At 74.7% G+C, this 17,112-nt stretch carries 20 protein-coding genes; 10 read left to right on the plus strand and 10 right to left on the minus strand.

Features of this window, described 5'->3' with window-relative positions:
• Positions 1-52: 52 nt before the first annotated feature.
• On the minus strand, positions 53-1,036 hold the full coding sequence (locus tag ACZ501_RS11570; RefSeq protein ID WP_468795478.1) for an SDR family NAD(P)-dependent oxidoreductase: 984 nt from the start codon (positions 1,034-1,036) through the stop codon (positions 53-55).
• 197 nt (positions 1,037-1,233) lie between these two features.
• Between ACZ501_RS11570 and ACZ501_RS11575 the strand changes: the two genes are divergently transcribed.
• Positions 1,234-1,992, plus strand: a complete 759-nt coding sequence (locus tag ACZ501_RS11575; protein WP_468794367.1) for a restriction endonuclease — start codon at positions 1,234-1,236, stop codon at positions 1,990-1,992.
• A gap of 29 nt (positions 1,993-2,021) precedes the next feature.
• Here ACZ501_RS11575 and ACZ501_RS11580 read toward each other — a convergent pair whose 3' ends face one another.
• The 4 genes from ACZ501_RS11580 to ACZ501_RS11595 form a co-directional block, all read right to left on the minus strand.
• On the minus strand, positions 2,022-2,288 hold the full coding sequence (locus ACZ501_RS11580; protein WP_468794369.1) for a GlsB/YeaQ/YmgE family stress response membrane protein: 267 nt from the start codon (positions 2,286-2,288) through the stop codon (positions 2,022-2,024).
• Positions 2,289-2,435: 147 nt separating this feature from the next.
• On the minus strand, positions 2,436-2,612 hold the full coding sequence (locus ACZ501_RS11585; RefSeq protein WP_361611782.1) for a hypothetical protein: 177 nt from the start codon (positions 2,610-2,612) through the stop codon (positions 2,436-2,438).
• A 97-nt stretch (positions 2,613-2,709) separates the two neighbouring features.
• The gene (locus ACZ501_RS11590) at positions 2,710-2,919 is read right to left on the minus strand and encodes a hypothetical protein (protein WP_468794371.1); all 210 of its coding nucleotides are present in this window, start codon (positions 2,917-2,919) and stop codon (positions 2,710-2,712) included.
• Positions 2,920-3,308: 389 nt separating this feature from the next.
• Positions 3,309-3,491, minus strand: coding sequence for a hypothetical protein (locus ACZ501_RS11595; RefSeq protein ID WP_468794373.1), 183 nt, complete (start codon positions 3,489-3,491; stop codon positions 3,309-3,311).
• A gap of 196 nt (positions 3,492-3,687) precedes the next feature.
• Here ACZ501_RS11595 and ACZ501_RS11600 point away from each other — a divergent pair, with 196 nt between their 5' ends.
• Both ACZ501_RS11600 and ACZ501_RS11605 read left to right on the plus strand, forming a co-directional pair.
• Positions 3,688-4,734 carry a PI-PLC domain-containing protein gene (locus ACZ501_RS11600; protein ID WP_468794375.1) on the plus strand — a complete coding sequence of 349 codons (1,047 nt, stop codon included), beginning with the start codon at positions 3,688-3,690 and terminating at the stop codon, positions 4,732-4,734.
• A gap of 104 nt (positions 4,735-4,838) precedes the next feature.
• Positions 4,839-5,987, plus strand: coding sequence for a carboxylate-amine ligase (locus ACZ501_RS11605; RefSeq protein WP_468794377.1), 1,149 nt, complete (start codon positions 4,839-4,841; stop codon positions 5,985-5,987).
• A 2-nt stretch (positions 5,988-5,989) separates the two neighbouring features.
• Here ACZ501_RS11605 and ACZ501_RS11610 read toward each other — a convergent pair whose 3' ends face one another.
• Entirely contained in the window at positions 5,990-6,778 is a 789-nt protein-coding gene (locus tag ACZ501_RS11610; protein WP_468794379.1) for a 2OG-Fe dioxygenase family protein, read from the minus strand.
• A 174-nt stretch (positions 6,779-6,952) separates the two neighbouring features.
• Between ACZ501_RS11610 and ACZ501_RS11615 the strand changes: the two genes are divergently transcribed.
• The 4 genes from ACZ501_RS11615 (at position 6,953) to ACZ501_RS11630 (ending at position 9,290) form a co-directional block, all read left to right on the plus strand.
• On the plus strand, positions 6,953-7,996 hold the full coding sequence (locus ACZ501_RS11615; protein ID WP_468794381.1) for a YihY/virulence factor BrkB family protein: 1,044 nt from the start codon (positions 6,953-6,955) through the stop codon (positions 7,994-7,996).
• 144 nt (positions 7,997-8,140) lie between these two features.
• Positions 8,141-8,566, plus strand: coding sequence for a phage holin family protein (locus ACZ501_RS11620; protein ID WP_361610593.1), 426 nt, complete (start codon positions 8,141-8,143; stop codon positions 8,564-8,566).
• Entirely contained in the window at positions 8,563-9,027 is a 465-nt protein-coding gene (locus tag ACZ501_RS11625; protein WP_468794383.1) for a DUF3618 domain-containing protein, read from the plus strand. Before ACZ501_RS11620 ends, ACZ501_RS11625 begins: the two co-directional genes overlap by 4 nt.
• Positions 9,024-9,290, plus strand: coding sequence for a DUF4235 domain-containing protein (locus ACZ501_RS11630; protein WP_362460548.1), 267 nt, complete (start codon positions 9,024-9,026; stop codon positions 9,288-9,290). Before ACZ501_RS11625 ends, ACZ501_RS11630 begins: the two co-directional genes overlap by 4 nt.
• Before the next feature lie 105 nt (positions 9,291-9,395).
• On the opposite strand, the gene ACZ501_RS11635 is transcribed toward ACZ501_RS11630, so the two are convergent.
• Positions 9,396-10,145 carry a ZIP family metal transporter gene (locus ACZ501_RS11635; protein WP_361610387.1) on the minus strand — a complete coding sequence of 250 codons (750 nt, stop codon included), beginning with the start codon at positions 10,143-10,145 and terminating at the stop codon, positions 9,396-9,398.
• 72 nt (positions 10,146-10,217) lie between these two features.
• A complete protein-coding gene (locus tag ACZ501_RS11640; RefSeq protein ID WP_468794385.1) occupies positions 10,218-11,246 on the minus strand; it encodes a phosphotransferase family protein in 1,029 nt (342 codons plus the stop codon).
• A gap of 141 nt (positions 11,247-11,387) precedes the next feature.
• On the opposite strand from ACZ501_RS11640, the gene ACZ501_RS11645 reads away from it, so the two are divergent.
• Positions 11,388-12,785: a TerD family protein gene (locus ACZ501_RS11645; RefSeq protein ID WP_468794387.1), complete on the plus strand. Its 1,398-nt coding sequence runs from the start codon at positions 11,388-11,390 to the stop codon at positions 12,783-12,785.
• Positions 12,786-12,813: 28 nt separating this feature from the next.
• On the opposite strand, the gene ACZ501_RS11650 is transcribed toward ACZ501_RS11645, so the two are convergent.
• Positions 12,814-14,037, minus strand: a complete 1,224-nt coding sequence (locus ACZ501_RS11650; RefSeq protein ID WP_361610381.1) for an FUSC family protein — start codon at positions 14,035-14,037, stop codon at positions 12,814-12,816.
• A 151-nt stretch (positions 14,038-14,188) separates the two neighbouring features.
• On the opposite strand from ACZ501_RS11650, the gene ACZ501_RS11655 reads away from it, so the two are divergent.
• Positions 14,189-15,421, plus strand: a complete 1,233-nt coding sequence (locus ACZ501_RS11655) for a glycosyltransferase (RefSeq protein ID WP_361610380.1) — start codon at positions 14,189-14,191, stop codon at positions 15,419-15,421.
• Positions 15,422-15,564: 143 nt separating this feature from the next.
• Positions 15,565-15,897, plus strand: a complete 333-nt coding sequence (locus tag ACZ501_RS11660) for a GYD domain-containing protein (RefSeq protein ID WP_468794389.1) — start codon at positions 15,565-15,567, stop codon at positions 15,895-15,897.
• 87 nt (positions 15,898-15,984) lie between these two features.
• On the opposite strand, the gene ACZ501_RS11665 is transcribed toward ACZ501_RS11660, so the two are convergent.
• Complete coding sequence (locus ACZ501_RS11665; RefSeq protein WP_468794391.1) at positions 15,985-17,061, minus strand: beta-propeller fold lactonase family protein; 1,077 nt, start codon at positions 17,059-17,061, stop codon at positions 15,985-15,987.
• Positions 17,062-17,112: the final 51 nt, after the last annotated feature.

The raw sequence follows: 17,112 nt of genomic DNA on the forward strand, positions 1-17,112 counted from the left end.
GGCGTCGCCGGGGCCGGCGGCCACCAGGTGCAGGGGTCACGGGGCGTGGGGGTCACCGGGCGCGGGCCGCCCTGCGCCGCCGGGCCGCGTGCGCCCCGCGCGCGGTGACCAGCAGGGCGGTGGCGGCTGCGGCACGGAGGCCGGCCGTGCGCAGGCCGCCGCGGCGCCCGCCGTGGACCGCGGCGCTGTCACCCGAGGGGGTGTGGAGGATGCCGGTGCCGGGGGCGTCGGGGCGGGCGGGGCCGAAGTAGGCGCGGTCGGTGCGCCGGCTCACGCCCCACCGCACCAGCCCGGGGGCCAGCGTCTGACCGGCGGCCATGGTGCGGGCGTAGGGGCCCACCAGCACCCGGCGGCGGGGGCTGCGGGCCGTGCGGACGATGGCCCGGGCGACGCGTTCGGGAGTGGCCACGGGGGGCAGGGACCGCTGCGTGCGGCCGGTGTGGTTCGCCGCGTGCCGGAAGAACGGCGTGTCCACGCCGGTGGGCAGCACCGTGCACACCGAGATCCGCTTCTCCCCCAGCAGCCCGAGCTCCTCGCGCAGCACCTCGTCGAAGGTCACGAGCGCCGCCTTGGACATGGCGTAGCCGCCCATGTACGGGGCCTGCACGCGGGCGCCGAGCAGGGAGGCGACGTCGATGACGACGCCCCGGCCCTGCCGTCGCATGACGGGGACGACCGCGCGGGCGGCGTGCACGGCGCCGAGGACGTTGACCTCCAGCAGGCGCCGCAGATCGTCCGGCGGCACCTGGTCGAACCGCCCCAGGATCCCCACGGCGGCGGCGTTGACCCAGACGTCGATGCGGCCGTACCGGCGTACGGCGGCTGCCGCCAGCGCGTCGACCGCCCGCTCGTCGGTGACGTCGGTACGCACCACCAGCGTGTCCGCGTCCCGCCCGCAGGCGCGGGCCACCTGCTCCAGCACGGGCAGGCTCCGGGCAGCCAGGACGACCCGCGCGCCGCGGCGCGCGCATTCCAGGGCGGTGGCCCGGCCGATCCCGCTGGAAGCGCCCGTGACCACGACCACGGCGTGGTGCATCTTCACCCCCGGCCTCTGTCCGGTCGGGGCGGCTTCATGCCGCCGGGGCGGGGAGGAACTGCGCAGGGTTGTTGCGGGCGGCGCTGCCGTGCGGTCTTGCGTGACGGGGCGGTCTTTCGGGCGGCCGCCGCACGCTTGGGCGGGGGCCGTCGGGGCACACGTCACGAACGATCTTGACGAGGCGGGGGGAGCAGCACATGACGGTTCCGGACCAACCGACGCGGCCGGGCAGGCGCCACCACCGGTTCAGCACGCGCGTCACGGCATGGTGGTTCGCCCTGGTCGCGCTCGCGGTGTGCGGGGTGGGCGCCACCCTGCGGGTGCTGGCGGGGGCGGCGTCGGAGCACCCCGCGGGTGCGGTGAGCGCCCTCCTGCTCATAGCCGGCGGCGCGTGCGCCGCGCCCGCCCGGCGGCGTCTGCGGGTCCGCCGGGCGGCCCGCCACGCGGCGCGGGCCCTCCAGGTCGCGGCGGAGGCCGCCGCGGCGGACACCATGCGCCCTCCCGCACCGCCCCGGGCCCCGGACGCAGCCGGCTGCGTCACGCTCGAGGGCGCGGCGGCGGACTGCCCGCCGCCGGACTACGACGCGCTGGACGCCGACGCGTTCGAGCGGGCGGTCGCCGGCCTGTGCGAACGGGACGGCTGCCGGGACGTCCGCGTGGTCGGGGGCGCGGGAGACCTCGGCGCCGACGTACTGGCCACCGCTCCCGACGGCAGGCTCCTCGTCATCCAGTGCAAGCGCTACGGCCCCACGAACAAGGTCGGCTCGCAGGACGTGCAGCGCTTCGGCGGCACCTGCTACGCGGTGCACGAGGCCGAGCTGGCCGCCGTGGTCACCACCAGCGACTTCACGCAGCCCGCGGAGGAGTACGCCGAACAGTGCGCGATCGTCTGCTTCGGCCGCGAGGCGCTGCTCGGATGGTCGGCGGGGACGGGACCGGCCCCCTGGGAGCGGTGACCGGCCGGCCGCCCCGGCCGCCGCACCGCTCAACGGCTCCTGCGGCCGGTAACCAGCCGGTAGACCAGCAGGACGATGACCGAGCCGACGACCGCGGCGATCCACGTGGACAGGTGGAAGAAGCCCTTGATCGAGTCGACCCCGAAGATCACCTTGCCGAGCCAGCCTCCGAGGAGGCCGCCGACAATGCCGATCACCATCGTGAGCAGGCACCCGCCGGGGTCCCGCCCCGGTGTGAGCGCCTTGGCGATGGCTCCGGCCAGCAGGCCGATCAGGATCCAGGCGACGATGCCCATGTACACCTCCGGTAAGCGGCTTCGTACCGCCGCCATGTGACGGCACGTGACGTCGTGGGCCGTCTCACCCGGGCCGCCGCGGCTAAACCCACCCAAAAGGGAAAACGGGCCGGTCGCGCCGCGGGCGGCGCGGGCGGACGGCCCCCCTCAGCGGCGCCGGAGGCGGCCGGACCGGGCTCCGCCGACTCCCGCGACGTGGAGGGCCAGCAGCATCAGACCGATGATCATGAAGTTGCCCGATGAGAACACGTGGTTCGTGGAGATCTCCGCCGCGTTGATCAAGAAGGCGATGAAGAACAAGACCGCGGCCGCTATACCCAGCATTACTGCTCCTTCCAGAAGGTAAGGGTTGTATGCCCCCGCATTCCGGCGGCACGCAGGCCCCCACCCGGCGGAGGGATGGCCGCTTGCACGTTCGCGGCTACCGCGCCCGGTCGTCGGTCCGCGGCGCCGGCCAGGGACCGTCCAGGGCCGCGGTGGCGTGGTCGTTGAACCAGTAGTCCCCGGCGGCCAGGTAGCGGACGCCGTGGCTGCCGGCCGAGGGCGGGGCGCCGGTCTGGCCGGCGGGCGCGGTGCCGGGCAGGACGAAGGTGATCTGGTCGCGGTCGTGGTGCGGGGTGCGCTCCAGCACGAAAGGCTCCTCGGCTCGACGGGTGGGTACACCTCATCGTCGGTGGTGGGCACGCGGCGCGCCTGCCGGCGCCGGGTTCTTGCCGGTCCGTCACCCGACCGCCCCGTGCAGGGGCGCAGCGGGTGCGCGGCGGCCCCCGGCGTGCGATGGTGCCGGAGGGAGCCCCGACGAGGGGCTGCCCGCGCGAACAGGACCCGGCCGGGGCCCGTAGTCACCGTGGCCGGGTCCTGTCACGCTTCACGGCCGCGGTCCGCGCCGCCGTCACTGCGACGTGCGTACGAGGGGCCCGCCGGGGCGCGCGGCGGGGCGGCCGCCGTGCCGGGGTGCCCGGTGCGGCGGCCGCCCCGCCCGCGACCCGCTGCGGCGCTACGGCCCTACGGCTCGCCAGGTCACACGGCGGTGAGACCGCCGGCCTCGCGCCCGGTCCCGGCGTCCTGCCGGTGCTTGCCCTTCGGCGACGCACCGGGCGCCGGCTGCTCCTGGGTGCCGCTCTTCTGCGGCGTCTTCTGCGGCGTCTTCTGCGGCGCCTTCTGCGTGCCCCGCTTCTCCTGGTTCCGGTCCTTCTTGGCCATGGCCACTCCCTTCGTCGGCGTGCGGGCGGCACCGGTGTGCCGCCCCAGCCATGGCCTCACGACTCGTGCGGGCCCGCATCCCGGCACGCCCATCCGGCCCTGCCGTCGAGCGTTCCACCCGGCCCCGGGGCGACAGGAACCGGCCGAAGACGTCCGCGGAGCGGCGGCCGGGCGACCGGCGCGCTACCCTCCGGCCATGTTTGACATAGACATGCCACAAACGGGGCGCCGGACCGCCCGCGCCCGGCGCGCGCGAAGAGCAGGACTCCCCCTGCTCCTCTGCCTGTTCCTGCCGGCCCTCCTCGGCCCTCCGAGCGCCGCCGCCGCGGACGCGCCGACGGCGGACGCCGCCGCCGTCGCCCGCTGGGGCGACCGCCGCCTCGACGAGGTCTCCTTCCTCGCCACCCACAACTCCTTCACCAACTACGAGGACTCCCGCTGGACTTCGGTGAACCAGTCCGAGTCGGTGCGCGCCCAGCTCGACAACGGGGTCCGCGGTCTGAGCCTGGACACCCACTGGTACGAGCACAGCACCTGGCTGTGCGTCATCAGCTTCGGCAGCGACTGCTACCCCAGCGACGTGTACCTGTGCCACGGCGACTGCAAGACCTTCGCGGGCGCCACGTACGCACTGCCGCGGCAGTCCTTCCACGGCACGATGCAGACCGTGGTGGACTTCCTCGCCGCCCACCCGCAGGAGGTCGTCACCGTCTTCCTGGAGGACTACGTGAGTGCCGAGCAGCTGCGGCAGTCCCTCGACCGGGTCCGGGGGGTGGACGAGCTGCTGTTCCGGCCCGACGCATGGGGCGTACGGCAGAACGGATGGCCGAAGGTGGCCGACCTGGTGAACGCCGGCAAGCGTCTGCTGGTCTTCTCCGACCGCTCCGACCGCGAGCACCTCGGCGTCATGTACGACCGGTCGTGGACGGTGAGCAACTACTGGAGCCTCGGTGACCTCGGCAACGACCTGGCGTGCGTCAGCCGCTGGCCCGACGTACCCCTGGACCGCCAGGAGCCGGGCTTCAGGCGGCTGTTCACGATGAGCCACCACCGCAACGTGCCCACCGTCCTCACGGCGGCCCTGGACAACGGCGCCAAGCTGAGGAACCGCGTCGCCGAGCAGTGCCGGACCGCGGCCGGGGGACGCAGCCCGAACTTCGTCTCCGTCGACTTCCACCGCCTGTCCGACGGCAGCGGCCACACCCCCGCCTCGATCGTCGCGGAGCTCGACGCCGGCCGGTGACCGGAGGGAGCCGAAGGGAGCCGAAGGGGTACCGATGGGTCCGGCGGCGGCCCCGTTTGCGCGTGGCGGCCCACGGGGAGGCCGATTGCGGGAATGCTGAAGGCATGAACGTCTCCCCCTCCCCCTCTGCCGCGTCCGGCGGCCGGGCACCGACGATCGGGGTCGAGGAGGAGTTCTTCCTCGTCGACCCCCGGACGCGCCTCATCGTTCCCGCCGGCCCCAGGGTCGCCGCCCGCGCTGCCGGGGCGGTCGGCGACCTGGTGACGAAGGAGTTCGCGCTGTGCCAGGTCGAGGGCCGCACACCGCCGTGCGGGTCGGCGCGAGAGCTGCGCCAGGAGCTCGAGCGGGTACGCGGGGCGCTGGTCACGGCCGCCCGCGAGGAGGGAGTGCGGCTGTGCGCCTCGGGCACGGCGGTGCTCCAGGGCCCCGGGCCGGCGGAGGTGGCCGACCATCCCCGCTACCGTGCGGGCACCCTCCAGTACCGCAGCATGCTGGACGACTTCGCCATCAGCGCGCTCCACGTCCACGTCCACCTGCCCGACCGCGAGCTCGCCGTCCTGACGGGCAACCACCTGCGGCCCTGGCTGCCGCTGCTCATCGCGCTGAGCGCGAACTCGCCGTATCACCGGGGGTGCGACACCGGCTACGCCAGCTGGCGTGCGGTGATCCGCAGCCGTTTCCCGTGCCTGGGGCCGCCGCCGCACGCGGCGTCGTGGCAGGAGCACGAGCGGCTGGCCCTGCTCATCGCCGACACCGAGGCGATGCTGGACGCGGGCATGCCGTTCTGGGACCTGCGCCCCAATCCCCGGCTGCCCACCCTGGAGATCCGGGCGATGGACGTACTGCAGGACCTCGACGACACCGTCGCCGTCGCCGTGCTCCTGCGCGCCCTGGTCGTCACGGCGGCCGCCGCGGCCGAGGGCGGCGATCCGGGGCCGGCGTGGGAGGGCGAGGTGCTGCGCGCGGCCTGCTGGCGGGCGGCCCGCGACGGGTGGAGCGGCGACGGCTTCGACGCACGGACGGGCCTCATGCGACCGCTCGACGGCCTCGCCGGCGAGCTGGTCGACTTCGTACGCCCGGCCCTGGAGGACTTCGGGGACCTGGAGGAGGTCACGGCCCTGTTCCGGCGCCTGGCCGAGCGCGGCGACGGGGCGACGCGGCAGCGGGCCGCGGCGACGGGCGGGAGCGGCACGGCAGCGGTGGTCGACGGGCTCGTGTCGGCCACGGCCGGGGCGTACGGCGGGCAGGGCTGAGGTCAGCGGGCGGCGAGGGTGGTGACCAGGACGTCCCGGTGGCCCGGGCGGCCGGCATCCTCCGGGAGGACCGGTGAGACGGCGTGCCACGTCGCCTCGTCGTCGCTCAGCAGCAGGGCCCCGGGCTCGCCGAGGGTCGTCGCCGCGATCTCCCGGCCGTCCGCGTCGTAGACGGTGCTCCGGCCGCCGGTGACGTTCTCCCGGGCGATGAGCAGGGAGCTCACCAGCGTGACGCCGTCCTTGTGGCGTCCCTCGGGGGTGGGCTGGCCCGCGCTGTCCGCCTGTGCGACCACCCGGAAGGGATGCACGCTGACCGTCCACTCCGGCGCGTCGGTCAGGCCGGCGGCGACCCCGCCGAGCATCCGGATCAGCGCCTCCAGCAGCGGTTCGCCCCGGAACCGCTCCGTGAGCGGCTCGAAGCGGCGGTCGACGTCGACGTAGAGGGGATTGCTGTCCTGAGGCTGGACGAACACGTCGTGGGGCAGCGCGGAGACCTCCCCGGACCGCGTGAGAAGGAACCGGCCGAAGCGGCGCAGCCGCCGCGTCCCGGCCTGCGCCGCGTACGCGTCGGGCGCGAGGTCCTCCCAGTGCGCGGCGAAGCGCCGCCACACGCCGGGGTCCTGGCCCAGGCACCGCGAGACGGCCGCCGGGTCCATCAGGTGCCAGCCGTCCGCGGCGACGGCGCCGCGTGCCCGTTCGAGCAGGTGGCGGGGATCGTCCGCAGCCGGGGCCCGTCGGCTGCCGGATGTGCCCTCGCGCAGATCCGAGGGGGCGCTGCCGTGTACGTCCATGCGTCCCATACTGTGGCCGGCCCGGGCGTACGGCATCCGCTGCGCGGCGTGCGGAGCGCGTCCCGGGACGCGTACGGACGTGCGCCGGCAGGCCGGATGCGCCTCCGCACCGGCCGGCCGCGGCGAAAGTGGCGCTGCGCGCATGGGCGTGGCGTAAGTGGAAATGCGCCGGGCATGAAACCCACACGGACCCCAGAACACGGTGAGGACCGCCGGCCGTCGGGCGCTGGTCGCGACGAGGCCGTGGGTCCCGACAGGCAGGTCGAGGAGCGGGCGCCGGACCGGCTTTCGCAGATGCCCAAGCGGTCGTGGATGGCGGTGCTGCGCGGCACGCTGAAGGAGTTCAGGGACGACGAGCTGGCGGACCGGGCCGCGGCACTGACCTACTACGGAGTGCTGGCCCTCTTCCCGGCACTGCTGGTGCTCGTGTCGCTGCTGGGGATCGCGGGCGAGTCGGCCACCCGACAGGTGCTGGACAACCTCCAGCGGCTCACCCCCGGTGCGGCGCGGGACGTGATCAGCAACGCGATCCACCAGTTGCAGGGCAACAGCGGGATCGGGTCCCTCCTTGCCGTCGTCGGACTGCTCGTGGCCGTCTGGTCCGCCTCCGGCTACGTCGCCGCCTTCATCCGGGCCTCCAACGCCGTCTACGACATGCCGGAAGGACGCCCGGTGTGGAAGGTCCTGCCGCTGCGGCTGGCCCTGACCGTGGCGCTGATGGTCCTCGCCGTCGCCAGTGCCCTGATCGTCGTCTTCACCGGCGGCCTCGCCCGGCAGGCGGGGACCGCCCTCGGCGTGGGCGACACCGGGATGACGGTGTGGTCGATCGCGAAGTGGCCGGTCCTGGTCCTGCTCGTCACCACCATGATCGCCCTGCTGTACTGGGCCGCGCCGAACGCCAAGGGCCGCGGCTTCCGCTGGGTGAGCCCGGGGAGTTTCCTCGCGATGGTGATCTGGATGATCGCCTCGGCCGGTTTCGCGTTCTACGTCGCGAACTTCGGCTCCTACAACAAGACGTACGGCACCTTGGCGGGCGTGGTCATCTTCCTGATCTGGCTGTGGATCACCAACCTCGCCATCCTGCTCGGCCTGGAGTTCGACGCCGAGCTGGTCCGCCAGCGCGCCATCGCGGGCGGCCACCCCGAGGACGCGGAACCCTACGTCGAGCCCCGCGACACGCGGAAGTGGACTGATGAGGACCGCCGCCGCCTGGAATGACCACGGCGGGGTATGCGCGCCCGGAGCACGGCGGCGCCCGGGCCGTCCCGACGGAGCGGGAGCGACGTACGGAGGCAGTGGACCCAGGGCCGCCACCGTGCACCACCCGAGCAGGACGGCCACAAGGAGGAAGGTGAGGATTCCATGAGCGGCGTTGGACACCACCAGGGCCCCGGCAGCGCCAGAACCGAGGAATCAGTGGGTGAGCTGGTCTCCCGCGCTTCGCAGCAGATCTCGGAACTGGTGCGCGAGGAGATGCAGCTGGCGCGGGCCGAGATGACCCGCAAGGGCAAGCGCTTCGGGGTGGGCGGCGGCCTGTTCGGCGGCGCCGGCCTCCTCGGCCTCCTGGCCGCCCAGGCCCTGGTCGGCGCCGGGATCGCGGCCCTGTCCCTGCTGCTGCCGGTCTGGGCGTCGGCGCTGATCGTCGCCGCCCTGCTCGCGGCGGTGGCCGCGGTTCTGGCCGCGGGAGGCAAGAAGCAGATCGCCCGGGCCGGCAGCCCCGCCCCGGAACAGACCATCGACAGCGTCAAGGCCGACGTGGCCGAGATCAAGGAGCGTGCACACCGATGACACACCAGCCACCGGGCGAGGAATCCACGCCGACTCCCGAGGAACTGCGCGAGAAGGTCGAGCGCACCCGCGACGAACTCGGCCAGACCGTCGAGGCACTGGCGGCCAAGGCCGACGTCAAGGCCCAGGCCAAGGAGAAGGCTGCCGAGATCAAGGAGCAGGCCGCGGAGAAGGCGACCCACGTCACCGACCAGATCCGGGAGAAGGCCGCGCACGCCGCGCAGCTGGTCAAGGACAGGGCGCCGGATCCCGTCCTCGACAAGGCCTCCCACGCCGCCGCCCAGATCCGCGACACCGCCGCCCGCGCCGGGCACATGGCCGCGGAGAAGGCCCCCGAGCCGGTCCGCGAGAAGGCGGAGACGGCAGCGGCCATGGCGCGGGCCAACCGCACTCCGCTGCTGGCCGCGGCCGGGGCGCTCGTCGTCTTCCTGCTCCTGCGCCGCAGCCGGAGGCGCCGGTGAAGGCGTCCAAGATCGCTTACAAGCCGGTCGGGCTGACGCTCGGCGCCCTCAGCGGCCTGATCGCCGGCGCGGCCTTCAAGCAGGCGTGGAAGATGATCGGCCACGACGACGACGCCCCCGACGCCACCGACGAGGACCGCACCTGGCAGGAGATCCTGCTCGCCGCAGCCCTGCAGGGCGCGGTGTTCGCCGTCGTCAAGGCCGCCGTGGACCGCGGCGGAGCCGTCGCCACCCGGCGCCTGACCGGCACCTGGCCCGGCTGACCGGCACCTGGCGGCTGAACCGTCAGCGCGGCGCCGGCCCCCTCGGCCGGCGCCGCTCCGTCTCCCGGCGGGGCGCCGGCCGGTCGGGCTCCGGATGGCGGGCGGTCACAGGTGGGACATGCCGAACGCCGACAGGAACCCCACCACGGTGACCAGCCCCGTCAGGAGATGAACCCTGCTGTACGCCTCCGGGATCATCGTGTCCGCGATCATCGCCAGGATCGCCCCGCCGGCCACCGCCGTGATCACCGCCATCACCGCCTCCGACGCGTCGCCCAGCAACGCGTACCCGGCCAGTGCGGCCAGCCCGCTGACGACGGCGATGCCGCCCCACAGCGCGAACACGTAGCCGCGGCCGCGTCCGGCACCGCGCATGCCGGCGGCACTGGCGAGGCCCTCGGGCAGATTGCTGATGAACACCGCCCCCACCGTCGCCACCCCCAGCTGCCCGCCTCCCAGCAGGCTCGTGCCGATGACGATCGACTCCGGGACGCCGTCCAGCAGCGCCCCGAGCGCGATGGCGTTCCCCGACCCGGGCGCTTCGGACTCGGACGGCTGCTGTTCCCCGGACCGCTTGCGGTGCTGGGCCCCCCGTCGCGCCAGCAGCGCGTTGGCCCCGGAGTACACGGCGGCGCCGCCGACCGCCCCCGCCACCACCGGCCCCATGCCGGCGCGCTCGTACGCCTCGGCGATCAGCTCGAACGACACCGCGGCCATCAGGACACCGCTGCCGAACGCCATCACCAACGCGATCAGCCCGGGCGGGACCCGCACGAACGAGCCGACGGCCGCGCCCACCAGCAGAGCCGCGCCCGCGAAGAGCCCCCAGCCGCCCGCGATCAACGCTCCGGCCACGACCGCCCCTCTCCACGCTCCCGACAGATGCACCACGTGTACCCGTCAGGCGGGCAAACACCGAGCGCCGGACTACGGCCGCCGGGCGGGGACGGGCCGAAGTGCGGGCCAGCGTACGAGCATGCGCCGGCGCAGGTCGGCGGTGAGGCCGCTGACACCGCCGAGGGAGGCGTCGGCGGCGGTCATCCGGCTGACGACCCCGAGCCGGTGCACGAGCCGTTCCCTGGCGGACGCCGTGCCCCACGTCCAGTCCCGGTCCGCGATCCGGTCCAGGTGGTCGGTACCGTCACGGCGCGCCCGTTCGACCAGGGCGTCGCCTCGGAGCAGCCAGCCGGCACATGCGTCGGCGAGGCCCTCCTGGAGTGCGCACCCGGTCGCGGCGCGCCACGCCGTGCGGTACGCGCCCTCCGCACGTTCCAGCAGCGGCGCCGGTGCGGAGGTGACGCACCAGCAGGTGGGGAACCCGACGCGCAGGTAGGCCAGCTCCATCAGGCCGCTGCCCAGGGACGCCTGCTCGAAGTCGATGAACCTGACCCCCGCGGCGGTGTGGAGGTCGTTGCCGGGACAGGGGTCGCCGTGGAGGAGGGCGTGCCCGGGAGCCCGACCGAGCCGCTGCACGAGGTCGCGGAGTTCACCGGGTACACCGGGCGCGACGGGGACCTCCAGCGCGTCCGCCAGCCCGAGGAAGGAGTCGGCGTCGGCCTGGGCGGGGCCCTGCCATCGGGGGAGCACCCCGGCGTCCTCGGGGCCGGCGGACGCGTGCAACCGGGCCAGCGTGCCCGCGTAGTCGACGATCCAGTCCTCGGAGGGGCGCCGGTGGTCCAGGTGCTCCAGCACCAGGACGCGCTCGCCGGGATCGGTGGCCAGCAGCGCGGGTACCACGGGCGGCCGGGCCCGGGCGGCGAGTCCGAGGGCAGCCACCTCGCGGGCGTACCGCTCGTCGGCACCGGGGCCGGCGACGAGCTGCTTCACCACCACGGTCGTCGTCGGCAGCTCGACGCGCCAGACGCGCGAGCGCGGGCTGCTGCCCAGTCTGCGGGAGCGCCCGGGTGTTCCCAGCGCTGCCCGCAACCCGTCCCCGAACGGCAGTCGCGGCCACATGGGCTCATCCTGCCACGCGTGCCCGCGTCGGGCCGGGCGGTCCCCCGGATGACCGCCCGTCAGCCGACGCTCCCGACGGGTGGTCAGCTCCCGTTCGAACAGTGCTCGACGTGCGGGCGACCGGCCTGCGACGATGCCGTCATGACGCAGATCATCAAGGGGGGCAATCTGCCCGTGTCCGGCGAGCCCATGCGGGTCGCCGTCGTCCGCGGCGCGACCGGGCCCGGTGTGCCCGAGATCGACCCGGCGGCGCTGCTGCTGGACGACAGCGGCCGGGTACGCGGCCGCAGCGACCTCATCTTCTACAACCAGCGCGCCCACGCCACCAGCGCCGTCGAACTCCTCGGCAACGCCCGGGGCGAGGACGGGCGGACGGCGGACTGGCTGGAGATCGACCCCGCCCGGGTCGAGCCGGAGGTGGACCGGATCGTCATCGCGGCCTCCGCCGAGGCCGGCACCTTCGGCGACGTCCCGGGGCTGTACCTGGAGGCCGTCAGCCGGCGGACGGGCGAGCGGATGGCGGTGTACTCGGTCGACGAGGACGACGCGTCGACCGAGACCGCGTACGTGCTGGGCGAGTTCTACCGCCGGGCGGGCGGCTGGAAGTTCCGCGCGGTCGGGCAGGGGTACGAGGCGGGGCTTCCGGGCCTCGCCGCGGACTACGGTTTCACAGTGGAGGAGGAAGAGCCGGAGACCGAGCCGGCCGCCGTGCCGCCGCCCGCGACCGCGCTGCCCGAGGCTCCCCCGCCCGCCCCGCCGCTTCCCGTGGCGGAACCCGCCGCGGCGGCGGCTCCGGTCCGGCCCGAGCCGGTCGTACCGGCGGCCCCCGCGGCCGCCCCCGTGCCACCCGGAACTCCCGTTTCCAAGACCGGCGCACCGCTGCTGGGCACCATCACGACGCGCCTGAACCACCTCCCCACCGACTTCGGGCCGGACTTCCCCGTCTTCTCGCAGAAGGGCAGGGGGGAGGACATGGTCCGGGTGGACGCCCCCCTGCCCGCCGGTCTCGTGGTGGTGGACGTGGCCAGGGCGGGGCAGGGCCGCATCGAGATCACGGCGCTGAACCACCGCAACCGCGACCGGTCCCCGTCGGTCCTCTACAGCCGGCTCGAGGAGTTCACCGGGCGCGGAGTCGTGGACCACGACGGCAACGGACCGCTGCGGCTGCGGGTGAAGGCCGAGGGCGAGTGGAAGATCACCGTGAGTCCGGTCTCGGTGCTGCGGGACGTCAGCGAGCGCGTCGAGGGTGTCGGCCCCGACGTCCTGGCGTACGCGGGCCCTGCCGTCGACCTCGCCATCCGGCACCGCAACAGCAGGGACGAGGCCTGGTTCCAGCTCGACTCCGTCAGGCGCAGCGCCTCGTCCCGCCGGCTGTACAGCGGGTACAGGTCGGGGCGGAGCACGGTGGCGCTGACGCGCGGGGCGCGGCTGCTGGTCGTCAGGTGCGACAGCCCCTGGTCCATCACCCCGCGGGAGGTCGCCCCCCACCACAACCGGAAGGAGGGCGAGATCCCTCCCTTCTGGAAGCGCCTGCGCTGACCTGCGACGGACCCGGCCGGGAACCGGCCTAGCGGCGGCCCACGCGCCGTATGGCGCGGTGGACCCTGCCGCTGCGCTCGTGGCGCAGCCGGGAGTGCCGGTCCAGTTCCTCCATGAGCCGCTGGGACCGCTTGTCGACGTCGAGTTCGTCCAGCACCCGGTCCACGTCGGCGAGCAGGGCGCCGTGCAGCTGCCACTGGGCCGGGGAGGTGTGCAGCTGCTCCAGCAGCAGGCGCGCCAGCAGGTCGCGGGCCTCCCGCGCCATCCCCAGCTCCCGCGTGAGCCGCTCCTCCTGCTCCTCCGCGTTCGTGGTGACCTGCGCGGTGATCAGCCGGGAGAAGCTGTGCACGGCGAGCGCCATGTGGCCGAACAGGTCCTGGAGGGCCTCGGTCACCGCCGGTGAGAACAGCGGCTCGTCCGCGCGGGCCCTGGCCAGGTCGGTGAGCGCCCGGGCCGAGACGCGCAGCACGACCGCGCAGATCTCGAGCGTGTCCAGGCCCGTGCGCAGGACGAGGCGGAACATCAGTCCCTCTTCCCGCACACGGGGGTTCATCCGCAGGCTGTCCTCCGCCTGGCGCAGCGCGGCGTCGACTCCGGCGATGTCGTTGTCGAGCCGGCGTGCCTCGTGCAGGCGGACGGCGGCCTCGGCGACGGTGGTGCGGCCGGTGAGCTCGTCCGACATGCCGGTCATCAGCGCGGCCATCCGGGCGGCGAGGTCGTCGATCGCCCGGCTGGCGGGCTCCACCCAGACGGGCGGGGCGAACAGGAGGTTGAAGCCCAGCCCCACCACCGCGCCGATCAACGTCTCCAGCACCCGGTCCCAGGCGGTGTCCGCCACCCGGGTGACGCCGAGGACCAGCATCGCGCTGATCGCCACCTCCGGGACGAACTCGTCGACGCGGACGAGGTGTCCGACCACCAGTGAGGCGAGGATGACCAGCCCGAGGCTCCACCAGGTCAGGCCCACGAGGGCGCTGAAGCCGATCGCGATCAGCACCCCGGCCACGACCGAGTTCACGCGGCGCACGCCCGTGGTGAGCGTGGAGTACAGGGTGACCTGGACCACGAGGAGGGCGGTGAGCGGGGCCGTCAGGGGGGCGGGCTCGTTGCTGAGCTGGAGCGCGACGACGTACGACACGACGGCGGCCCCGGTGGAGCGGACGCTCTGCACCACCACGGGGTCCCGCCGCCGGGACAGCAGCTTGTGCGGGAGGTGACGGAAGGGAAAGAAGGGACGTGCGAGTTGGGGCATAGCTCGCCTGTTCCCCGTCGGCCGCCAAGATCACCCCCTGGTCAACCCGATGCCGCACGCAGCCGCTTCGGGGGGATTTCCCAGCTGTCGCGCGATGTGCCCGGTGTGGGCGGGGACGAGCCGCCACACTGGCGGCGTGAGGATCGCCATCATGACAGCTGGGTCGCGGGGGGACGTCGCACCGTACACGGGGCTGGGGGCCGGGCTGGCCCGGGCCGGACACGACGTCACCCTGGTGACCCACGCCGTGTTCGAGCCGCTGCTGGCCGGGTCGGGAGTGCGCTTCCAGGCGGTGCCCGGGGATCCGCGGGCCGAGTTGCACTCGACGCGCGGGCAGGGCCTGCACCGGAGTCGGAACGGGGCCGCGAAGCTGTTGCGGGCCGTCGCGCTGGCCCGGCGCATCGCCCCGGAGATGACGCACTCGCTGGTGCGCGCGGCGCGCGACGCCGACGTCGTCCTGGCCGGAGGGACCGTCGCGCCGCTGGCCTGCGCCATCGCCGCCGGCGTCTCCCGGCCCAGCATGGGCCTCTTCCTCCAGCCGCTGCACGGGACCCGCGAGTTCCCGCCCCCGATGCTCGGAACCCGCTCCCTGGGCCCGCTGGGCAACCGGATGGGCGGGCACGCCGTCGCCGCGGCCGTCGACAGCGTCTTCACCGGGGCCGCGCGGGCCCTGGCCACCGAGCACAGCCTCCCCGCGAGCCGTCTGCCCTCCGCCCGGCGGGCCCGCGAGCGGCAGGGCTGGCCCGTGTGGCACGGCTTCAGCGAGCTGGTGGTTCCCCGGCCCCGCGACTGGCGTCCCGGGCTGGAGGTCTGCGGGTACTGGTGGCCCCACGACAGCGTGAGCCGGCTCCCGCGGGAACTGGAGGACTTCCTCGGAGCCGGACCCGCCCCGGTATACGTGGGCCTCGGCAGCGCCACCACGCCCGACCCCCGGCGGGTCAGCGCCCACATCGTCACCGCCCTGCGCGCCGCGGGCCTGCGCGGCGTGATCCAGCACGGGTGGGCCGGGTTGTCCGCCGACCAGGACGACATGATCACCATCGGGGACGTCCCGCACTCCCTGCTCTTCCCCCGGATGGCGGCCGTCGTCCACCACGCCGGAGCCGGTACCACCGGCGCGGCCCTGCGCGCGGGCGTTCCCTGCGTCCCCGTCCCCGTCCAGTTCGACGCCTCCTTCTGGGCCTCCCGGCTCGTGGACCTCGGCACGGCACCCGGGGCCGTGCCCCTGCGCCGGCTCGACGCCGACACCCTCGGCTCCGCGCTGCGACGGGTCACGGCCGACCCCTCCTACCGCGAACGCGCCCGGCACATCGCCCGGCGGCTGGCCGCGGAGGACGGCGTCGCTCCCGTCGCCGCCGCGCTCGAACGGCTGGTCCGCCCCTGAGGGAGTCCGGCCTCGGCCCTTGCCCGGCGCCCGTTGGGCCGTGCCGGTCATCGTCCCCGGCCGTTCGGGGGAGCCACGGCCGCGTCCGGCGCTCCCCGCAGCCGGGCGCGGGCTCCCCTGAGCGGAAACGAGGGAGAGACACGATGCCGCTCTACCTGTCGAGGTTCAGCTACACCCCGCAGACCTGGGCCCGGCTGACCGGCCACCCCGAGGACCGCGCGAAGGCCGCCCGGACCTACATCGAGTCCGTCGGCGGGAAGCTCCACGGCTTCTGGTACGCCTTCGGCACGCACGACGGCTACAACCTGTGGGAAGCGCCGGACAACGTGTCCATGGCGGCGGTCGCGCTCGCGATCAGCGGAGGGGGTGCGCTCAGCTCGTTCGAGACGACGGTGCTCCTGACCGTCGAGGAGACGCTGGACGCCCTGCGCGCGGCCGAGGGGGTCCGGTACCGGGCTCCCGCCGCGGGGCACTGAGCCCCGGCCGGTGCGGGGGTGCCCGGCGCACCGGACAGCCCCGCCGTCCCGGCGGCTCCCTCCCCCGGGTGCGGGTGCCGGTGCCGATCATCCCCCCGTGGGGGCCGCGGTCAGCACGGCCGCCGCGACCGGCTCGTCGCCGCCGTTGAGGGTGTTCACCACCGTGTCGGTGTCGGTGCTGATCACCGTGACGGTGTCCGCCGCGGAGTTGGTCACGTACGCGCGGCCGGCTGCCGGGTCCACCGCCACCCGGGCCGGCTCGTCGCCCACGGGGAGGGTGGCGACCACCGTGTCGGCGGCGGTGTCGAGCACCGTCACCGTGTCGTCGTCGGCGTTCACCACGTAGGCGCGGGCGCGGCCCGGGTCGACCGCCACCGAGACGGGGAGGCCGCCGACGGGGACGGTGGCGACCACCGCGTTCGTGGCGGTGTCGAGCACCGAGACCGCGTCGCTGCCCTCGTCGGCCACGTAGGCACGGCCGCGGCCGGCGTCCACCGCGGCCCCGGACGGGCGGTCGCCGACGGCGACGGTCGCGACGACCGCGTTCGCGGCGGTGTCGAGCACCGAGACCGAGTCCGCGCCGCCGTTGGTCACGTAGGCGCGGCCACGGCCGGGGTCCACCGTGACGCCGGTGGGAGCGTCGCCCACGGGGACGGTGGCGACCACCGCGTTCGTGCCGGTGTCGATCACCGATACGGAGTCGCCGATCGCGTTCACGACGTAGGCGCGGGCCCGGCCCGGGTCCAGTGCGACGTCCCACGGGGCGTCACCGACGGCGATGGTGGCGACCACGGTGTCGGTGCCGGTGTCGACCACCGACACCGAGTCGCCCTCGCGGTTCACGACGTAGGCGCGCGCCCCGCCCGCGTCCACCTCCACGTCGGTCGGGGTCGCACCCACGGGGACGGTGGCGAGCAGGTTGTTGTTGCGGACGCCGATCACCGACAGCGTGTCCGCCGAGACGTTGGTGACGTAGAGCCGGCTGACGGGCCGGGGCTCGGAGCCGGCCGCGGCCGCGTGTGCGGTGACGCCGGGCAGCACCGCGGTGCAGGCAGCCGCCAGGACGCCCGCCGGCCACGCCCGGCGCCCGTGCCGCGGCCGCGGCTGTCTCCCCTTCGCGCGCCGTGCGGGCGCGTCGTCGTGGCGGTCCGGCGTTACGGGCATCGCTTCTCCTCCAGGGCTGTGCGCGGGACGGCGGACGGTCCGCACCGGGCG

The sequence above is a fragment of the Streptomyces sp. NPDC034085 genome (assembly GCF_055575555.1).